Raw genomic sequence first — 17,111 nt, forward strand, 5'->3', positions numbered from 1 at the left:
CTCGGCGGCACAGTGGGCACAGTCAGACAGGGGGGCACTGACCATGGCGGACACGACCGTTGCCAAGTCGCCGACGGGAGCCCAGGCGGTCACCCGGGCCCTCGGCGTACTGCACTGCTTCCGGGACAACGCGGGCGACCTCAGCGCCTCCGACATCGCCCGCAGGATGGAGTTGTCGGTCTCCACCGCGCACCGTCTGGCCAGGACCCTGGTGGTGGCCGGGTTCCTGGAGCAGGACGACCACACCGCCCGCTACCGGCTCGGCCCCTCGGTCGCCGAGCTGGGCCAACTCTCGCTGCACCAGCGCGGGTTGCACCGGGCCGTGCCCGAGCTCAGCGAACTCGCCAAGGCCACCTCGGCGACCGCGGACCTGGCCATCCGCGGCGGCGTGCACGCGGTGATCCTGGTCGGCGGCTCGGTCGAGCCCAGCACCGGCCTGGGCCTGCGCCGCCCGCTGCACTCCACCGCGCTGGGCAAGGTGCTGCTCGCCTGGGCCCGCCCGGGCGAGGACGACCTGTCCGCGCTGCCACCGCTGCAACCGCACACCGATCGCACCATCGTCGACCTGGACGACCTGCGGGCCGAGCTCGACCGGGTGCGCAAGGCCGGGTACGCGCTGAACGACGGCGAGTCCGCGTTCGACATCCGCACCCTGGCGGTACCGGTGCTGGACGCCTCCGGGCACGTCCACTGCGCGCTGGCGGTGCGGTCCACCCCGCGGGTGCTCACCGACGCGCGGCTGCCGTGGTTCCTGAGCCGCGCCCGGGCCTGTGCGGCGGCGCTGGAGGTGCTGCTGCTGCCGCCGGGCCAGCGGCACCGGCCGCTGCCCGGCTGAGCGGTCCGGCCACACTCCCCGTCCGCCCCGCCCGAGCGGCCTTTCTGTTGCAGAATCGTCCGCATGATCAAACCCCTGCACGACGCCTGGACCACCCTCGCCCCCCGCCCGGACGACCGGCACGGTCCGCTGCCGCCGCTGCTGATCGGGCTGACCCTGGTCACCGGGCTGGTCGACGCCTTCAGCTACCTGGTGCTCGGCCACGTCTTCGTCGCCAACATGACCGGCAACGTGGTGTTCATGGCCTTCGCCCTGGCCGGGGCGAAGGGGTTCTCGCTGTCCGCCTCGGCGCTGGCGCTGCTGGCCTTCGCCGCCGGGGCGGCCCTGGGCGGACGACTGGCCAACCGGTTCGCCGCCCACCGGGGCCGCCTGCTGCTCGCGGTCGCGGTCGCCGAGGGGGTCCTGGTCCTGGCCTCCTACGCCTGTAGTGCGGTGGCCGCCGACTCGGGCCGGGGCTGGGCCCGGTACCTGCTGATCGTCCTGCTGGGCCTGGCCATGGGCGCGCAGAACGGCGTGGTGCGCAAGCTGGCCGTCCCCGATCTGACCACGACCGTGCTCACGCTGACCATCACCGGCGCCGCCGCCGACAGCAGGGTCGCCGGCGGCACCGACGGCAAGGTCGGACGGCGGCTGCTGTCGGCCGTCACCATGTTCCTCGGCGCCTACGCCGGGGCGCTGCTCGCCCTGCACGTCTCCGCCGCGCTGCCGCTGCTGGTCTGCGGCGTGGTCCTGGCCGCCGAGGCCGCGGCGCTGTCCCGGCACACCCGCTCGGACGCCCCCTGGACGCTGCCGACCTGAGCTCCTCGCTGGAATCCCGAGCACGACCGGGTGGGCGTCCACCAGGGAATAGCGCGCGGGGGGTGATCGTTCGAGGGTATAGTTGAACATTCAACGAGCACAGGAGGGCAGACCCCATGCAGTTCGGGATCTTCACCGTCGGCGACGTCACCACCGACCCCACCACCGGCCGCACCCCGAGCGAGCACGAGCGGATCAAGGCGATGACCACCATCGCGCTCAAGGCCGAGGAGGTCGGCCTGGACGTCTTCGCCACCGGCGAGCACCACAACCCGCCGTTCGTGCCCTCCTCCCCCACCACCATGCTCGGCTGGATCGCCGCCCGCACCGAGCACCTGATCCTGTCCACCGCCACCACGCTGATCACCACCAACGACCCGGTGAAGATCGCCGAGGACTACGCGATGCTGCAACACCTGGCCGACGGCCGGGTCGACCTGGTCATGGGCCGCGGCAACACCGGCCCGGTCTACCCCTGGTTCGGCAAGGACATCCGCCAGGGGATCCCGCTCGCCGTGGAGAACTACGCGCTGCTGCACGAGCTGTGGCGCAAGGACGTGGTGGACTGGCAGGGCCGCTTCCGCACCCCGCTGCAGTCCTTCACCGCCACCCCGCGTCCGCTCGACGGCGTCCCGCCGTTCGTCTGGCACGGCTCCATCCGCAGCCCCGAGATCGCCGAGCAGGCCGCCTACTACGGCGACGGCTTCTTCGCCAACAACATCTTCTGGCCCAAGGAGCACTACCAGAAGCTGATCAGCCTGTACCGGCAGCGCTACGCCCACTACGGCCACGGCACCCCGGAGCAGGCCATCGTCGGGCTCGGCGGCCAGGTCTTCATGCGCGCCAACTCCCAGGACGCGGTGCGCGAGTTCCGCCCGTACTTCGACAACGCCCCGGTCTACGGCCACGGCCCCTCGCTGGAGGAGTTCAGCGCCGAGACCCCGCTCACCGTCGGCAGCCCGCAGCAGGTCATCGAACGCACCCTGGCCTTCCGCGACTACTTCGGCGACTACCAGCGGCAGCTGTTCCTGATGGACCACGCCGGACTGCCGCTGAAGACCGTGCTGGAACAGCTCGACATCCTCGGCGAGGAGGTCGTCCCGGTGCTGCGCAAGGAGTTCGCCATCGGCCGCCCCGCCGACGTCCCGGACGCCCCCACCCACGCCGCCCGCGTCGCCCGGCGCGATGCCCAGGCCACCGCCGGGGCCTGAGGCACCCCGCACCGCACCCGCACCCGCACCCGCACCCGCCCAGGGAGGACCACGTGACCGCCGCCGCCCCCGTCAACCTCGCCGTGATATCCGCCGGACTCGGCCGGCCCTCGTCCACCCGGCTGCTCGCCGACCGCCTCGCCGAGGCGGTCCGGCAGGACCTGGCCGGGCGCGACCGGGAGGTGCTGACCCGCGTCGTCGAGCTGCGCGAGCTGGCCCACCCGATCGCCGACAACCTGGTCACCGGGTTCCCGCCGAGCGCGCTGCGCGAGGCCGTGGACGCGGTCACCGGCGCGGACGCGGTGATCGCGGTCACCCCCGTGTTCAGCGCCTCCTACAGCGGCCTGTTCAAGTCCTTCCTGGACGTCCTCGACCACACCGCGCTCACCGGCATGCCGGTGCTGATCGGCGCCACCGGCGGCACCGCCCGCCACTCCCTGGTCCTCGACCACGCGCTGCGCCCGCTGTTCTCCTACCTGCGCGCGGTCGTGCTCCCGACCGGCGTCTACGCCGCCACCGAGGACTGGGGCACCGCCGCCACCGACGGTGGGAGCAGCCTGCCGACCCGCATCGCCCGAGCCGCCGACGAGCTCGCCGACCTGGTGGACGGCCGTCCCGCCCGGGCCCGGGCCGGCACCGAGGAGTTCCTCCCCTTCGAGCAGCAACTCGCGGCGCTGCGGCCGCAGTTCTGACCCCTGGTATCCCCGCCGCGCATGATCGGTTGCCTGCGCCGATCATGCCGGGGGATAGTGCGTCCATGACCTTTTCCGTCGCGCACCTCAGCGATCCGCACATCAGCACCGGCCCGCTGGCCGGGTCTCCGGCCCTGGCCCTGAGCCGGGCGCTGGGCCGGGTACTGACCCTGGACCCGAAGCCGGACTGCGTGGTGATCACCGGCGACCTGGTCGACCTGGGCCGCCCCGAGGAGTACACCGCCCTGCGCGAGGTGATCGGCCGGTTCCCGCTGCCGCTGCACCTGGTCGCGGGCAACCACGACGACCCCGGGCAGCTGCTGAAGGCCTTCGGCGGAACCGGCTTCCTCGGCGGCACCGAACAGACCCGCTACCGGGTCGACTACTCCGGCTTCAGCCTGGTGGTAATGGACTCCAACGTCCCCGGCTCCGGCGGCGGAGACCTCGGGCAGGAGCAGCTCGACTGGCTCGACCAGGAACTCGCCCGCAGGCCGGACACCCCGGCGCTGGTCTGCCTGCACCACCCGCCGATCCCGGTCGGCATCCCGTTCCTGGACGGAATGCGCCTGGCCGACGGCGACGCGCTGGCCGAGGTGGTCGCCCGCCACCGCAACGTCGCCCGGGTCCTGGTCGGCCACATCCACCGCCCGATCACCGCCGCCTTCGCGGGCAGCACCCTGGCCGTCGCGCCGAGCACCCACCTGCAGAGCGGCCTGGCGATGCGCGACGGTCTGCCGAACTACGTCCCGGAGCCGACGTCCTTCCTGCTCCACCTGCACACCGGCACCGACTGGGTCACCCATGTCGTCCCGGTCAGCCACGCCGCGGCGCCCGTCGCGGGCTTCTGAGGGGGCGCACTCGCTGCGGCCCCCGGAGCGCGAATCCACGGTCGCGCCGGTACTGAGCTGCACTCATGCCGCTCTCAGGTACCTCCCACGTGCTTCTCAGCCCCTGGGGCCACCATCGTCAGTGGCACTGACGCGGCGCTTTTCGGGGTAGGGGTCGGTGCGATCGCCGAGCAGAGGAGCACTTGTATGGGGACGGCCGAGCCGGAGAGCCGCACCGAGCGCCTACGTGCCGCCCGCCGCAGACGGCGCCGTACCGCGCTCGTGCTGACCACCGGCCTCGTCCTGGGCATGGGTGCGCTCGCGACGACCAGCAGCAGCGCCGACACCAAGCTGCTGCACATCCTGAACGTCGCCAAGAGCGAACCCGTGTCCGCCGCCAGGTCCGCGGCCAAGTCCGCCACCCGGGCCCGGACCGGCGCGAAGAGCGGCCGGAAGCCCTCGGCGTCCGCCTCCGCATCGGCCGGGCCCACGCCGAAGCCGACCCAGAAGGCCGCCCCCAGCGCCTCGCCCACGGCCGCGGCCACCCCCGTCGCGGCCCCGCCGACCACCGCCATAGGCCAGTCCGAGGTACTCACCCAGGCTCAGCAACCGGCCCAGGTCGGCGCGTTGTTCTCGGGCGGGCTGGACGGCACCCACCACTGCACCGCCAGCGTGGTGGACAGCCCCGCGGGCGACATCATCGTCACCGCCGGACACTGCCTCACCACCGGCTCCACCACCAGCGACGTCTTCATCCCCGGCTACCGGGACGGCACCGCGCCCCACGGCGTCTGGCAGATCTCCAGCGTGGTCGAGGCCGACGCCTGGACCAGCGGCGGGGACGTCGACGACGACGTGGCCTTCGCCGTGGTCGAGCCGCTGAACGGCCGCAGCATCGAGTCCGTGGTCGGCTCCTACACCCTGGGCACCGACGCGGTCAGCAGCGCGCAGGTCCAGCTGACCGGCTACCCCTCGGCCAGCAACGAGCCGATCAGCTGCACCGGCGACGGCAGCGCCTTCACCGCCGACCAGCTCCAGATCTACTGCACCGCCTACACCAACGGCACCAGCGGCAGCGGCTGGATCTCCGGCTACGACCCGGCCACCGGCACGGGCACCCTGATCGGCGTCATCGGCGGCTACGAGACCGGCGGCGACACCCCCGACGTCTCCTACAGCCCGCTGTTCGGCAGCAGCGTCCGCGCCCTCTACGACCAGGCGCTCAGCCAGGCCGGGTGACCCGCCCGCACCGCAACCGCCCGCACCGCACCGCCGCCCGCGGCACACGACGAGGCGCCCGCCGGACGAGTCCGGCGGGCGCCTCGGTCAGCTGGGGCGGATCAGACCTGCTCGGCCTTCTCCAGCGCCGCGCAGCAGGTGTTGACCAGCAGCCGGGTCACCACGTACGGGTCGACGTTGGCGTTCGGGCGACGGTCCTCGATGTAGCCCTTCTTCTCGACCTCGACCTGCCACGGGATGCGCACCGAGGCGCCGCGGTCGGAGACGCCGTAGCTGTAGACGTCCCACGGGGCCGTCTCGTGCAGGCCGGTGAGGCGGTCCTGGATGCCGAAGCCGTACTGCTTGACGTGCTCCAGCACCTTCTCCTGGTCGGCGCCCAGCGACTCGCAGGCGGTGATGATGGCGTCGTAGCCCTCACGCATGGCCTTGGTGGAGAAGTTGGTGTGCGCGCCGGCACCGTTCCAGTCACCCTTGACGGGCTTGGCGTCGAGCGTCGCCGAGATGTCGAACTCCTCGGCGGTGCGGTAGAGCAGCCAGCGGGCGATCCACAGGTGGTCGGAGACGGTCAGCGCGTCCACGGGGCCGATCTGGAACTCCCACTGACCGGGCATGACCTCGGCGTTGATGCCGCAGATGGCCAGACCGGCCTCGATGCAGCGGTCGAGGTGCAGCTCGACGACGTCGCGGCCGAAGACCTCGTCCGCGCCGACACCGCAGTAGTACCCACCCTGCGCGGCGGGGAAGCCGCCGACCGGGAAACCGAGCGGACGCTCGCCCTTGAAGAAGGTGTACTCCTGCTCGATGCCGAAGATGCCCTCCTGCGCCGCGTAACGCTCGGCGATGGGACGGAGCAGCGCGCGGGTGTTGGTCTCGTGCGCGGTGCCGTCGGTGTTGAACACCTCACACAGCACCAGGACGTTGTCGCCGCCGCGGATCGGGTCGGGGCAGGAGAACACCGGCTTGAGCACGCGGTCCGACGCGTGACCCTCGGCCTGGTTCGTGCTGGAGCCGTCGAAGCCCCAGGTGGGCAGCTCGGCGCCGTCAGCCAGCACGCGGGTCTTCGAACGAAGCTTGGCGGTCGGCTCGGTGCCGTCGATCCAGATGTACTCAGCCTTGTAGCTCACGGGCGGCATTCCTCGCGGTGGGTGGGATGAGCGGTGACGTGGCGCGGTGCTCCGCGTCACTGGGGAGGTCCGCTGTCCTGATGGCCTAGAGGATCACAGCCCGCAATTTCCCGGCTGTTGCCCGTTTGTGAACACGAGGTTAACCGGGCTCGTTAGTGCTACACGTCACATGATCCGAACCGCAGGTCAGGCCCGGGTGAACACCAGGCTGACATTGTGTCCGCCGAAGCCGAACGAGTTGGCCAGAGCCGCGTCCCAACTGCCACCGCGCGGTGCGCCGCGGACCAGGTCCAGCTTCACCTCGGGGTCGGGTCGCTCCAGGTTGCGGATCGCCGGTACCCGGCCGTCGCGCAGCGCCAGCAGCGCGGCGGCGGCGCCGAGCGCACCGGCCGCGCCGAGCAGGTGCCCGGTCATCGACTTGGTCGCGGTGACCACCGGATGGCTGCCGATCCCGGCGGCGACGGCCTCCGCCTCGACCAGGTCACCCGAGGGCGTGGAGGTCGCGTGGGCGTGCACGTGCCCGATGTCCAGCCCGCTGAGCCCGCTGTCGGCCAGCGCCTGCCCCATCGCCCGCAGCTGCCCGTGCGCGTCCGAGCCGGTGATGTGGACCGCGCTGGAGGTGATGCCCGCACCTGCCAGGTAGCCGTGCACCCGCGCCGACCGTGCCCGGGCCAGGTCCGCCCGCTCCAGCACCAGCAGCGTCGCGCCCTCCCCCAGCACGAAGCCGTCGCGGTCCCGGTCGAACGGCCGGGACGCGGCGTCGGGGTCGTCGTTGCGGGTGGACAGCGCCGTCATCTGGGCGAAGGCCGCGATCGGCAGCGGCGCGACACAGGCCTCGGTACCGCCCGCGACCACCACGTCCGCCCGCCCCAGCCGGATCAGGTCCAGCCCCATGGCGATCGCCTCCGCTCCCGACGAACAGGCGCTCACCGGCGTCCGCGCCCCGCCGAGCGCCCCGAGCTCCATGCTCACCCAGGCGGCCGGGCCGTTGGCCATCATCATCGGCACCGTGTACGGCGAGACCTTCCGCGCCCCGGACGCCTCCAGGGCGTCGTCCTGCGCCAGCAGCGACCGCACGCCCCCGGTGCCCGTGCCGATGACCACCGCCAGCCGCTCCGGATCGACCTCCGGACGCCCGGCCTGCGCCCAGGCCTCCCGGGCACAGACGAGGGCCAGCTGCTCGCAGCGGTCCAGCCGCCGCGCCTCCACCCGGCCCAGCACCTCCGTCGGCTCCACCGCGAGCTGCGCGGCGATCCGCACCGGCAGGGACGCGGCCCAGTCCTCGGCGATGACCGAGACCCCGGAACGGCCCGCGAGCATGGCCGCCCAGGTGGCCTCCATATCGCCGCCGAGCGGGGTGCTCGCTCCCAGACCCGTGACCGCGACCTCGACCATCCCGTGCGCCATGACTGCTCTCCAGAACCAGAGGGATCCAACGAAGCGGAGCGACGGCAGCAATTCGCCGCCTCACCCATGACATCAATCCTCACACGGGACTTCAGCCCGAGACGATCACCGCAGCACACCGATCGCCCCATGCCACCTTGTATGAACCCCACAGTTCCTATCGCGACGGAACAACATCCACCCGGTCGGTACCACTGCGCTCCGCCTCGGCCGAACCGGCACTCGCCGCCGCCAGCCACGCCTCGAAGGCGGCCACCCCCGCCTCCGGCACGCCCACGTCGAAACGCACCCCCGACGCCGTGTAGCCGACGTCCCGGACGACGTGGCCGGCCGCCCGCAGATCGTTCTCCAGGCGTCCGGCCCGGGTGTGGTCGGTGGTGACCGTGAACACCACCACCAGCTGCCGTTCCACCACCACCGCCCGGTCCAGCGCAGCCGACACCGCCCCGCCGTAGGCCCGCACCAGACCACCGGCCCCCAGCAGCACGCCGCCGAAGTAGCGGGTGACCACGGCCACCGTGTCGGTCAGCCCCCGACGCCGCAGCACCTCCAGCATCGGCGCCCCGGCTGTCCCCGCCGGTTCGGCGTCGTCATTGGACCGCTCCCGGCGCGGCTGCTCGCCGACCACGTACGCGGTGCAGTTGTGCCGCGCGTCCCAGTACCGCTTGCGCACCGAGGCGATGAACGCCTGCGCCTGCTCCTCGTCCTCGACCCGGGCGACCGAGCAGAGGAACCGGGACTTCTTCACCTCGGTCTCGTGCTCGACCGGGCCTTTGACGGTCAGGTAGGGAAGCCGCGCCGACGTCATTGCCCGGTGCTCCGTCCGTTTCACTTGCTAGGGTCTCGCCCCATGGATCTTGAGGAAGCCACGGCATACGCGGCCACCTGGGCCGATGACTGGAACTCGCACGACCTGGAACGTATTCTCGCGCACTACGCCGACGACGTGGTCTGGAGCTCCCCGGGCATCGCGCGGTTCACCAACGACCCGAGCGGCCGGCTCCGGGCACAGCCGCGCTCCGCGCCTACTTCGCCGCCGGGCTGCGACAGCTGCCGGACCTGCACTTCACCGTCGAGGACGTGCGGGTCAGCGTCGACGCGATCGTCATCGGCTACCGCAACGAGCGCGGCCAGGCCGTGAGCGAGGTGCTGACCTTCCGCGACGGCCTGGTCTGCCAGGGCTTCGGCGCCTACGGCCCCGAGCCGACCGGGCGGTGACGCGGCACTGGGCGGCTCGGGTGACGGCCGCAGCCACCACCTGGCCAACGGACATGAAGCGCGGCCCCAGGGGTCGAGACCGTGTCGGGCCGCCTCCGGGAGTAAGTGAAGTTGCCCTGGAGTCCACTCGAAGGTGTTAGCTGGTGGGAGAGCCGGCGCGACGTGCTGACTGTACGGATGACGAGTTCTTGAGGAGCACACCATGACGCAGAAGATCTGGTTCATCACCGGTGCCTCACGCGGCTTCGGCAGGGAGTGGACCATCGCCGCCCTCGAACGCGGCGATTCGGTGGCCGCCACCGCGCGCGACCTCTCCACGCTGAGTGACCTTCACGAGAAGTACGGGGAAAGGCTGCTGCCCCTGCGTCTCGACGTGACGGACCGTGACGCCGACTTCGCCGCCGTGCAGCAGGCGCACGAGCGGTTCGGGCGCCTCGACGTGGTGGTCAACAACGCCGGCTACGGCCACTTCGGCCTGGTCGAGGAACTCACCGAGGCCGAGGCGCGCGCGCAACTGGAGACCAACCTGTTCGGCGCCCTGTGGATCACGCAGGCGGCCCTGCCGTTCCTGCGTGCGCAGGGCAGCGGCCACATCCTCCAGGTCTCCTCCATCGGAGGCATCAGCGCCTTCCCCCTGGTCGGGATCTACCACGCGTCGAAGTGGGCGCTCGAAGGCCTGAGCCAGGCACTGGCCCAGGAAGTGGCGCCGTTCGGCATCAAGGTCACGCTGATCGAGCCCGGTGGGTTCGCCACCGACTGGGCGGGTTCCTCGTCGAGCACGTCCGAGCCGTTGCCCGCGTACGCCGACTTCCACAACGAGGTGCAGGAGCAGCGGCGCAAGCGCGTCGGCACGCCGGGTGATCCGACCGCGTCCGCCGCGGCCGTGCTGAAGATCGTCGACGCCGACGAGCCGCCGCTGCGCTGCTTCCTCGGTTCGGCGCCGCTGGGCATCGCCAAGGCCGACTACGAGCAGCGTCTCGCGGTGTGGGACAAGTGGCAGCCCGTGGCGGAGCTGGCACAGGGCTGAGCCGAGCCCTTCCACACCCATGCGTGCGGCGCAGCCGTTGTCGGCGCGCAAGCCGGTCCCTAGTGCGCGAGGTGGGCCTCGATGTGGTCGAGCATCACGTCGAGGCCCACTTCCAGCGCGGTGGTGTCGCGCCGGATCTGGGTCAGCAGCAGGCCGCCCTGGAGCGTGGCGAGCAGGGCCAGCCCCAGGCGGTCGGGGTCCGCGTCGGCGCGCAGTTCGCCGCGCTCCCGCATGGCGCGCAGGCCCGCGCAGATGGCCTGTTCCCAGCGGGCGAAGCCCTCGGCGACCTCCTGGCGCGCCTCGGCGTCGGTCTCGGCGAGCTGACTGCCCATGGTGCCGATGGGGCAGCCGCCGACGCAGTCGAGGGACTGCTCCAGGCCGACCGCGAAGTCCCGCCAGGCCCGTAGCGCCTCCATGCTGTCCAGGCGTCCATAACGCGGTTCGACGCTGCCGAACGCCCCGAGGACCTGCTCCGTCTGGACCGCGATGACGGCCCTGACCAGGTCCCGCTTGTCCTTGAAGTAGTAGTACACCTGCGAGGGGTTCACCCCTGCCGCGGCCTGCACGTCCTCGATGCTCGTCGCGGCGACGCCGCGTTCGAACATCAGGTTCGAGGCCGCGAGCGCGATCCGGTCGCGCGTCGCCCGCCCCTTGCGCGTCAGCCGCGGGACCGCGGCGGCGACCTCATCAGTGGACATGCCATGAGGATAGACGTTTTGGAGTAAACGTTACAAACGCCAGTACACCCCACCCGCGACCGGCATTCCGCCGCTGATTCTGTAGTGCGTGCTCCAAAAACTGCGCTAGTGTTATGGAGCAGGGACTCCAGAAATATGGAGCTGTGCTGCCCGTCCCCTCACGTCTCTTCCGGAAAGGCCCCGCCATGACCACCAGCACCCAGCCCATCGCCGAGCAGGTCGCCGCACTCAACGCCGTCGTCGCCGAGCGGCTGCCCGCCGACGTCCTCGCCGACTTCGGGGAGGAGCAGGCCGCGCTCGACGCGGCCGGCGTGCCCTCCGGCGCCGCGCGCCCCGGGGCCGCCATGCCCGACGGCGACCTGCTCGACCTCCACGGCGCTCCCACCACCCTGGCGGCCGCCCGCGGCGACGCCCCCTCCGTGGTCGTGCTCTACCGGGGTGCGTGGTGCCCCTTCTGCAACATCGCCCTGCGCACCTACCAGGCCGACCTGGTCCCCGCGCTCGCGGACCGCGGGGTGCGGCTGATCGCCGTCAGCCCGCAGCGGCCCGACGGTTCCCTGACTGCGCAGCAGAGCAACGAGCTGACCTTCACCGTGCTGTCCGACCCCGGCAACCAGCTCGCCGGCGGCCTGGGCGTACTCACCCGCGGGACCGACGCCGTCCGTGAGGCCCAGGCCAGGATCGGCCTCGATGTCGCGGCCGGAAACGCGGACGGCACCCCGGAGCTGCCGATGCCCACCACGGTCCTGGTGGACGCCGACGGCACCATCCGCTGGATCGACGTCCACCCCAACTACACCACCCGCACCGAGCCGCAGCGGATCATCCACGCCATCGACTCCCTGCTCGACTGACCAACCGACACAGGCCCCCCGGGGTCCGGCCCCGCGGAAACCGACGGCGGGCGGCCGGTATGACGGAATATCACCGTGCTTCAGGACATCGTTCACCGCGGGCCGTGGGGCCGGCCGCAGGGCCCGGAAGAGGCTGCTCGGCGGCCCCGTAGGGTGGCCTCCACAGGAGCCGACCGAGGGGAACACGGCGTGAGCACATCGAAGGGCTTGACTGACCCGACCCGGCGCCGGGCACTGCTCACAGGAGCGGTCACCGGCGTGGTGGCAGGGATCGCGGGGACAGTCACGGCAGCGACGCCGGCGGCGGCAGCGGCCGCGGCCGACCCGCTGGACTGGTACGACGTGAAGCTCGCCGGCGCGGCCGGAGACGGCGCCACGGACGACACCAGCGCCATCAGGGCGGCGATAGCGGCCTGCCCTCCGGGCGGAACGGTCTACTTTCCGGTCGGGGTCTACCTGATCTCGGCGCAGCTGACGCTGCCGCCGCGGATCACGCTCAGGGGCGGGTACGCGCCGCACTGGCCGCAGTACGCCAAGGACTCGCCGGAGATCTCCGCCTGCGTGAAGGCGATGAGCGGGTTCTCCGACCCGGCGATGGTGCGGGTCCTCGACAAGAGCCAGGGAGGCTGGACGCAGGAATACATGTCCTCCGCCCGCATCACCGACCTGACCCTGGACGGCGGCAACGAGGGCACCCTCGTGGCCGGGATCTACGCCACGGGCCAGGTGGTCGACCTGGCCCTGAGCAACGTGTGCATCAACAACATGTCCGGGCACGGCCTGTACACCGACAGCTACGGCGGGAACCAGCCCAAGGGCTGGCAGATGCACCACGTCGCCGTGCAGTCGTGCGGGGGCGCCGGTTTCTACCACGCCAACACCGGCTCGGCGGGCTTCGCCGTCACCGACATGACCTACGAGGCCTGCTGGGCCGGGGCCAACGGCTCCGACGGCTGGCACATAGCCTCGGCCATCTCGGTCGACCTGATCGGCTGCCGCAGCGAGTTCAACGCCGGGTACGGCTACTACGCGGCCGGGAGCAGCCGGATCCGCTGGGTCGACTGCGACACCGACCGAAGCACGATGTCCGGGTGGCGGCTGGAGTGCCAGGGCGGCGGTTCACGATCGATCATCCTGTCGGGGTGCCTCGCCAACCGCGACGGCGCCAACAACGACATCACCCCGGCCGGGTACGCGGGGATCGACATCGTGGGGACCAGCACCGCACCGCACAATCCGGTGACGATCAGCGGCTGCGTGATCAACGTCAACGACAACGACTCGGGAGAGGGCATCTTCTGCCCCGACTACGGGCTGAAGACGACGTACGCGCCGCAGGTCAGTGTCAGCGGCACGCTGCTCAACGGCACCGTGGCAGCCCTGCTGGACACCCAGAACCAGGTCGTCTACGACAGCACCACCCGGTTCAACGCCACCAGCGCGACCACGGGTGCGACCACCCTGGAGGCGGCCAACTCGATGCGCATCATCGGGGCCGCCGGAACCAACCGGGACGCGCAGTGGTGGACGGCCGCCTCCGGCAAGCGGTGGGCGCTGCGCGCGTCCTCCACCGCCGAGGCGGGGTCCAACGCGGGCTCGAACTTCGACGTCGTGCGCTACGACGACACCGGCACCGTCATCGACACCCCGGTCACCGTCGATCGCCAGACCGGCGTCACCACCCTCAACGGCCTCGCCATCAACGAGGGCGTCACCGGCCCCCGCATGGGCACCGCGACTCTGGCCGCGGGCAAGGCAACCGTCGCCAACACCAGCGTGTCGGCCACGACCCGGATCTTCCTCACCGCTCAGTCCGTGTCCGGCACGGCCGGTGCGCTGACCGTCTCCGCCCGCACCGCCGGAACCAGTTTCACCATCGGCTCCACCTCCGCCACGGACGCGTCCGTCGTCGCCTGGATGCTCGTGGACCCGCTGTAGTCTCACGGACCCGCTGTAGTCTCGTGGACCCGCTGTCGTAGGGGCCGGGCCCAGGTCCGCTCGACAGCGTGCTGCCCCGGGAGGCCGGACTCGCGGTGGTGCGCATCCGCAGTGGTGCGCACCGGCGCGGTCACCGCCTCATCCCTGGGGGAACGTCACCCCGGTGAGTTCCTCGGAGACGGTCCACAGGCGCTGCTGAACGGCCTGGTCGTGAGAGGCCCGGCTGGAGGTGACCAGCTTCGGATAGCCGCGGAACTCACCCCGGCCGCCGGGACCGTAGTACTGGCCGCCGCGGACCGCCGGATCGGTGGCGGCGCGCAGCGTGGGCAGGGCCCCCATCTCGGCCTTCTGGGTGAGCAGCGGCCCGAGCCAGGCGACCGGCACCCGGAACGCGGCGGGCGTGTTGCGGGCGAGTTCGGTGTTGGACGCGCCGGGATGGGCGGCCACCGCGACCGTGGTGCCGTGCGCCGCGAGCCGGCGCTGCAGTTCGTACGTGAACATCAGGTTGGCGAGTTTGGCCTGGCCGTAGGCGGCGACACGGCTGTACGAGCGCTCCCACTGCAGGTCGTCGAAGTGGATGGCGGCCCGGATGCGGTGGCCGACGCTGCTGACCGTCACGACGCGGGAGCCGGGGACGGGCAGGAGCCGGTCCAGCAGCAGGCCGGTGAGGGCGAAGTGGCCGAGGTGGTTGGTCCCGAACTGCAACTCGAAGCCGTCGGCGGTGGTCTGCCGCGGCGTGTACATCACGCCCGCGTTGTTGACCAGCAGGTCGATCCGCGGGTGGGCTGCGCGCAGGTCGGCCGCCGCGGCCCGGATCGAGTCCAGGGAGGTCAGGTCGAGGGCCTGGACGCTGACGTCGCCGGTGATGCGGGCGGCTGCCCGCTTGCCCTTCCCGACGTCGCGGACGGCCAGGACCACCGCCGCTCCGCGCCCGGCGAGCATCCGGGCGGTCTCGAAGCCCAGCCCGGTGTTGGCGCCGGTCACGATCGCCACCCGGCCGTGTTGATCGGGGATGTGCTGCTCGGTCCAGTTACCGTTCATGGCGCACTCCTAAAAAACCAACGGTCTGTTATGACTACCAACGTAAAAGACCGCCGGTCTTCTGTCAAGGAACCGGCGGTCTTTAAGCTAGGCTGAGGGTGTGACATTCCAGCGGGCGCGAAGCGAGGAGCAGCGGGAGATCCGCCGCCGGGCGATCCTGGACACGGCGGCGGCGATGCTCAACGAGATGCCCGTGGCCGACGTGAGCCTCAACGAGCTCAGTCGGCGCGTGGGCCTGGCAAAGTCGAACGTGCTGCGGTATTTCGAGTCACGCGAGGCGGTGCTGCTCGAACTGCTGGACGACGCGATGGGAAGCTGGCTCGCCGAGCTGGCGCAGCAGCTGGCCGCGGGCATCGAGCCGCACGCGGCACCGGAGGTGCGCGCGGGCCAGCTGGCCGAGATCCTCAGCCGGTCGCTGGCGGGCCGGCTGGTGCTGTGCGACCTGTTCGGCGCACAGGGCGGCGTCCTTGAGCACAACGTGTCGGTCGAGGTGGTCAAACGGCACAAGCGCTCCTCCCTGACCCGGCTCACGGCCATGGCCGAGCTCGTGTGCCACCACCTGCCCGAGCTCGGCGACGGCGCGCAACTGTTCTGCCTGATGAGCCTCGTCTCGGCGGGCGCCCTGTCGGCGTACGTCCCGCCGCCGCCCAGCCTCCTCGCCGCCTACGCGGACGATCCCGCCCTCAGCGCGCTCCACCTGGACCTGCATGACGCCCTGCGGATCTCCTTCACCTCGACGCTCCTGGGCGTGCTGCCACGCGCCTGAACCGCAAGGTGAAGGTAGGCTCAATTTCACCGTCCCCAACGTGCCCACGACACGATGGATTCCTCAACTCAGGGAGAGGCGAGCACTGTGCCCGAGGCACCCCAACGGCCGCCGCTGCGCGCCGACGCCCGCCGCAACGTCGAGAAGCTGCGCCAGGCCGCGGCGGACGCCTTCTCCGAGCACGGGCTCGACACGCCGCTGGAGACGATCGCGAAGCTGGCGGGGGTGAGTGTCGGCACGATCTACAACCGCTTCGGCAGTCGCGACGCGCTGCTGGACCAGGTCGTCAACGAACTCGCCGACCGGCAGGTGCGCGCGGCGATGGCCATCGCGGACGGCACCGTGGGCAGTGCGTGGGAGCGGCTGCTGGCCTACGTCGGGGCCATCTGCCAGGCGCAGGCCGACGACCCGGCGTTCAACGACGCGTTCTCCCGCCGCTACCCCAACGCCCCCGCCCTCAAGGCGGTCTGCGACCAGTCCCTGGCTTTCGCCGCCGAGTTGGCCGTCGGCGCCCGCTCCGAGGGGGCCCTGCGCGAGGACGTCCGGATGGACGACATCGCCAGCTTCTTCCAGGTCAACGGCGACCTCGTGCGCGCCGGGGACGACGCCGCCCGCCGCCGCGTCCTCGCCCTGCTCTTCGAGGGCCTGCGCGCCCGCCCCGGCAGTCTCCCGCTGCCCGACTGAGCCCGGCCATGAACGACGACGGTGCCGACCCCGCCGAAGCGGGACCGGCACCGTCGTCGCGCGCGACTACGCGGCGCGGGCCGCCTTCGCGGCGGCCTCGAACGCGTCGGCCCGCGACTGCTCGCCGAGCGGGACCAGGTGCTCCATGCCCGGGATGTGCGCGGCCAGCGTCAGGTCCGCGACGATGAAGGTCGCCTCCATCTCGAAGATCACCGACAGCACCGACTCCAGGTAGTTCAGCACGTGCTCGTGCGGTGCCCGGGGCGTGCCGGGGGCGTAGGAGCCGCCGCGGCTGGTCACCACCGTCACCGGCGTGCCCTTCACCTTCGACCCCGGCGAGCCGGCGGTGCGGCCCACCAGGATCACCTGGTCCAGCCACGCCTTGAGGCTGGAGGGCACCGAGAAGTTGTACATCGGCGCGCCGATGACCACCGCGTCGGCCGCCTCCAGCTCCGCTATCAGGGCCAGGCGCTCGGCGAAGGCCCGAGCCTGCTCCTCGGTGTGCTCCGCCGGGTCGAGCGACCCGGCGATGTGGGCGTCCGCGGTGATGTGCGGGACCGGCTCCGCGCCCAGGTCCCGGTAGATCACCTCGCCACCCGGGTGCTCCTCCAGCCACGTACGGCGGAAGGCCTCGGTGACGGCCCGAGAGGTGGACGCCTGGCCCGTGAACGCGGACGAGTCGATGTGCAGCAGTGTCGCCATGGTGCAACTCCGAACGGGGAGAGGGCGTGCGTACCCTCCCGCCGCAGGCG

At 71.7% G+C, this 17,111-nt stretch carries 18 protein-coding genes; 12 read left to right on the forward strand and 6 right to left on the reverse strand.

The genetic code is table 11. From position 1 onward, the window contains the following. Positions 1–43: 43 nt before the first annotated feature. The 6 genes from GXP74_RS23815 (at position 44) to GXP74_RS23840 (ending at position 5,602) form a co-directional block, all read left to right on the forward strand. Positions 44–835 carry an IclR family transcriptional regulator gene (locus GXP74_RS23815; RefSeq protein ID WP_182453281.1) on the forward strand — a complete coding sequence of 264 codons (792 nt, stop codon included), beginning with the start codon at positions 44–46 and terminating at the stop codon, positions 833–835. 63 nt (positions 836–898) lie between these two features. Further along, entirely contained in the window at positions 899–1,633 is a 735-nt protein-coding gene (locus GXP74_RS23820) for a YoaK family protein (protein ID WP_182453282.1), read from the forward strand. 116 nt (positions 1,634–1,749) lie between these two features. Further along, positions 1,750–2,844 (forward strand): LLM class flavin-dependent oxidoreductase, encoded by a 1,095-nt coding sequence (locus tag GXP74_RS23825; RefSeq protein ID WP_182453283.1) that lies wholly within the window; start codon positions 1,750–1,752, stop codon positions 2,842–2,844. 53 nt (positions 2,845–2,897) lie between these two features. Continuing rightward, positions 2,898–3,536 carry an FMN reductase gene (locus tag GXP74_RS23830; protein ID WP_182453284.1) on the forward strand — a complete coding sequence of 213 codons (639 nt, stop codon included), beginning with the start codon at positions 2,898–2,900 and terminating at the stop codon, positions 3,534–3,536. 65 nt (positions 3,537–3,601) lie between these two features. After that, on the forward strand, positions 3,602–4,384 hold the full coding sequence (locus GXP74_RS23835; protein WP_182453285.1) for a phosphodiesterase: 783 nt from the start codon (positions 3,602–3,604) through the stop codon (positions 4,382–4,384). Positions 4,385–4,570: 186 nt separating this feature from the next. Continuing rightward, complete coding sequence (locus GXP74_RS23840) at positions 4,571–5,602, forward strand: serine protease (protein ID WP_182453286.1); 1,032 nt, start codon at positions 4,571–4,573, stop codon at positions 5,600–5,602. A gap of 101 nt (positions 5,603–5,703) precedes the next feature. On the opposite strand, the gene glnII is transcribed toward GXP74_RS23840, so the two are convergent. From glnII to GXP74_RS23855, 3 genes are all read right to left on the reverse strand, one after another. Next, on the reverse strand, positions 5,704–6,726 hold the full coding sequence (gene glnII, locus GXP74_RS23845) for a glutamine synthetase (protein WP_182453287.1): 1,023 nt from the start codon (positions 6,724–6,726) through the stop codon (positions 5,704–5,706). A gap of 186 nt (positions 6,727–6,912) precedes the next feature. After that, complete coding sequence (locus tag GXP74_RS23850) at positions 6,913–8,133, reverse strand: beta-ketoacyl synthase (RefSeq protein ID WP_182453288.1); 1,221 nt, start codon at positions 8,131–8,133, stop codon at positions 6,913–6,915. 157 nt (positions 8,134–8,290) lie between these two features. Continuing rightward, a complete protein-coding gene (locus tag GXP74_RS23855; protein WP_182453289.1) occupies positions 8,291–8,941 on the reverse strand; it encodes a YigZ family protein in 651 nt (216 codons plus the stop codon). Between the two features lie 143 nt (positions 8,942–9,084). On the opposite strand from GXP74_RS23855, the gene GXP74_RS42280 reads away from it, so the two are divergent. Then, entirely contained in the window at positions 9,085–9,351 is a 267-nt protein-coding gene (locus tag GXP74_RS42280; protein WP_370468565.1) for a nuclear transport factor 2 family protein, read from the forward strand. Positions 9,352–9,553: 202 nt separating this feature from the next. Beyond that, positions 9,554–10,378, forward strand: coding sequence for an SDR family oxidoreductase (locus GXP74_RS23865; protein WP_182453290.1), 825 nt, complete (start codon positions 9,554–9,556; stop codon positions 10,376–10,378). A 59-nt stretch (positions 10,379–10,437) separates the two neighbouring features. Here GXP74_RS23865 and GXP74_RS23870 read toward each other — a convergent pair whose 3' ends face one another. After that, positions 10,438–11,076 (reverse strand): TetR/AcrR family transcriptional regulator, encoded by a 639-nt coding sequence (locus tag GXP74_RS23870; RefSeq protein WP_182453291.1) that lies wholly within the window; start codon positions 11,074–11,076, stop codon positions 10,438–10,440. Between the two features lie 185 nt (positions 11,077–11,261). On the opposite strand from GXP74_RS23870, the gene GXP74_RS23875 reads away from it, so the two are divergent. Further along, on the forward strand, positions 11,262–11,930 hold the full coding sequence (locus GXP74_RS23875; RefSeq protein ID WP_182453292.1) for a peroxiredoxin-like family protein: 669 nt from the start codon (positions 11,262–11,264) through the stop codon (positions 11,928–11,930). A gap of 189 nt (positions 11,931–12,119) precedes the next feature. Continuing rightward, on the forward strand, positions 12,120–13,868 hold the full coding sequence (locus GXP74_RS41905) for a glycosyl hydrolase family 28-related protein (protein WP_182453293.1): 1,749 nt from the start codon (positions 12,120–12,122) through the stop codon (positions 13,866–13,868). Between the two features lie 138 nt (positions 13,869–14,006). Here the strand turns inward: GXP74_RS41905 and GXP74_RS23885 are convergent, their stop codons facing one another. Continuing rightward, on the reverse strand, positions 14,007–14,909 hold the full coding sequence (locus tag GXP74_RS23885) for an SDR family NAD(P)-dependent oxidoreductase (protein ID WP_182453294.1): 903 nt from the start codon (positions 14,907–14,909) through the stop codon (positions 14,007–14,009). A 100-nt stretch (positions 14,910–15,009) separates the two neighbouring features. Between GXP74_RS23885 and GXP74_RS23890 the strand changes: the two genes are divergently transcribed. Next, positions 15,010–15,675: a TetR/AcrR family transcriptional regulator gene (locus GXP74_RS23890; protein ID WP_182453295.1), complete on the forward strand. Its 666-nt coding sequence runs from the start codon at positions 15,010–15,012 to the stop codon at positions 15,673–15,675. An 87-nt stretch (positions 15,676–15,762) separates the two neighbouring features. Next, positions 15,763–16,359, forward strand: a complete 597-nt coding sequence (locus tag GXP74_RS23895) for a TetR/AcrR family transcriptional regulator (protein WP_182453296.1) — start codon at positions 15,763–15,765, stop codon at positions 16,357–16,359. Between the two features lie 66 nt (positions 16,360–16,425). Here the strand turns inward: GXP74_RS23895 and GXP74_RS23900 are convergent, their stop codons facing one another. After that, a complete protein-coding gene (locus GXP74_RS23900; RefSeq protein ID WP_182453297.1) occupies positions 16,426–17,061 on the reverse strand; it encodes an FMN-dependent NADH-azoreductase in 636 nt (211 codons plus the stop codon). Positions 17,062–17,111 lie beyond the last annotated feature (50 nt).

The sequence above is a fragment of the Streptacidiphilus sp. P02-A3a genome, from assembly GCF_014084105.1.
In the GTDB taxonomy this organism is placed as follows: Bacteria; Actinomycetota; Actinomycetes; order Streptomycetales; family Streptomycetaceae; genus Streptacidiphilus.

Bases quoted from the DNA above. Each gene is read 5' to 3' on its own strand.
- GXP74_RS23840 (WP_182453286.1), top strand. From the start codon at position 4,571: ATGGGGACGGCCGAGCCGGAGAGCCGCACCGAGCGCCTACGTGCCGCC.
- GXP74_RS23820 (WP_182453282.1), top strand. From the start codon at position 899: ATGATCAAACCCCTGCACGACGCCTGGACCACCCTCGCCCCCCGCCCG.
- GXP74_RS23885 (WP_182453294.1), bottom strand. From the start codon at position 14,909: ATGAACGGTAACTGGACCGAGCAGCACATCCCCGATCAACACGGCCGG.
- GXP74_RS23865 (WP_182453290.1), top strand. From the start codon at position 9,554: ATGACGCAGAAGATCTGGTTCATCACCGGTGCCTCACGCGGCTTCGGC.
- GXP74_RS23855 (WP_182453289.1), bottom strand. From the start codon at position 8,941: ATGACGTCGGCGCGGCTTCCCTACCTGACCGTCAAAGGCCCGGTCGAG.
- GXP74_RS23825 (WP_182453283.1), top strand. From the start codon at position 1,750: ATGCAGTTCGGGATCTTCACCGTCGGCGACGTCACCACCGACCCCACC.
- GXP74_RS23815 (WP_182453281.1), top strand. From the start codon at position 44: ATGGCGGACACGACCGTTGCCAAGTCGCCGACGGGAGCCCAGGCGGTC.
- GXP74_RS23875 (WP_182453292.1), top strand. From the start codon at position 11,262: ATGACCACCAGCACCCAGCCCATCGCCGAGCAGGTCGCCGCACTCAAC.
- GXP74_RS23835 (WP_182453285.1), top strand. From the start codon at position 3,602: ATGACCTTTTCCGTCGCGCACCTCAGCGATCCGCACATCAGCACCGGC.
- GXP74_RS23900 (WP_182453297.1), bottom strand. From the start codon at position 17,061: ATGGCGACACTGCTGCACATCGACTCGTCCGCGTTCACGGGCCAGGCG.
- GXP74_RS23850 (WP_182453288.1), bottom strand. From the start codon at position 8,133: ATGGCGCACGGGATGGTCGAGGTCGCGGTCACGGGTCTGGGAGCGAGC.
- GXP74_RS23870 (WP_182453291.1), bottom strand. From the start codon at position 11,076: ATGTCCACTGATGAGGTCGCCGCCGCGGTCCCGCGGCTGACGCGCAAG.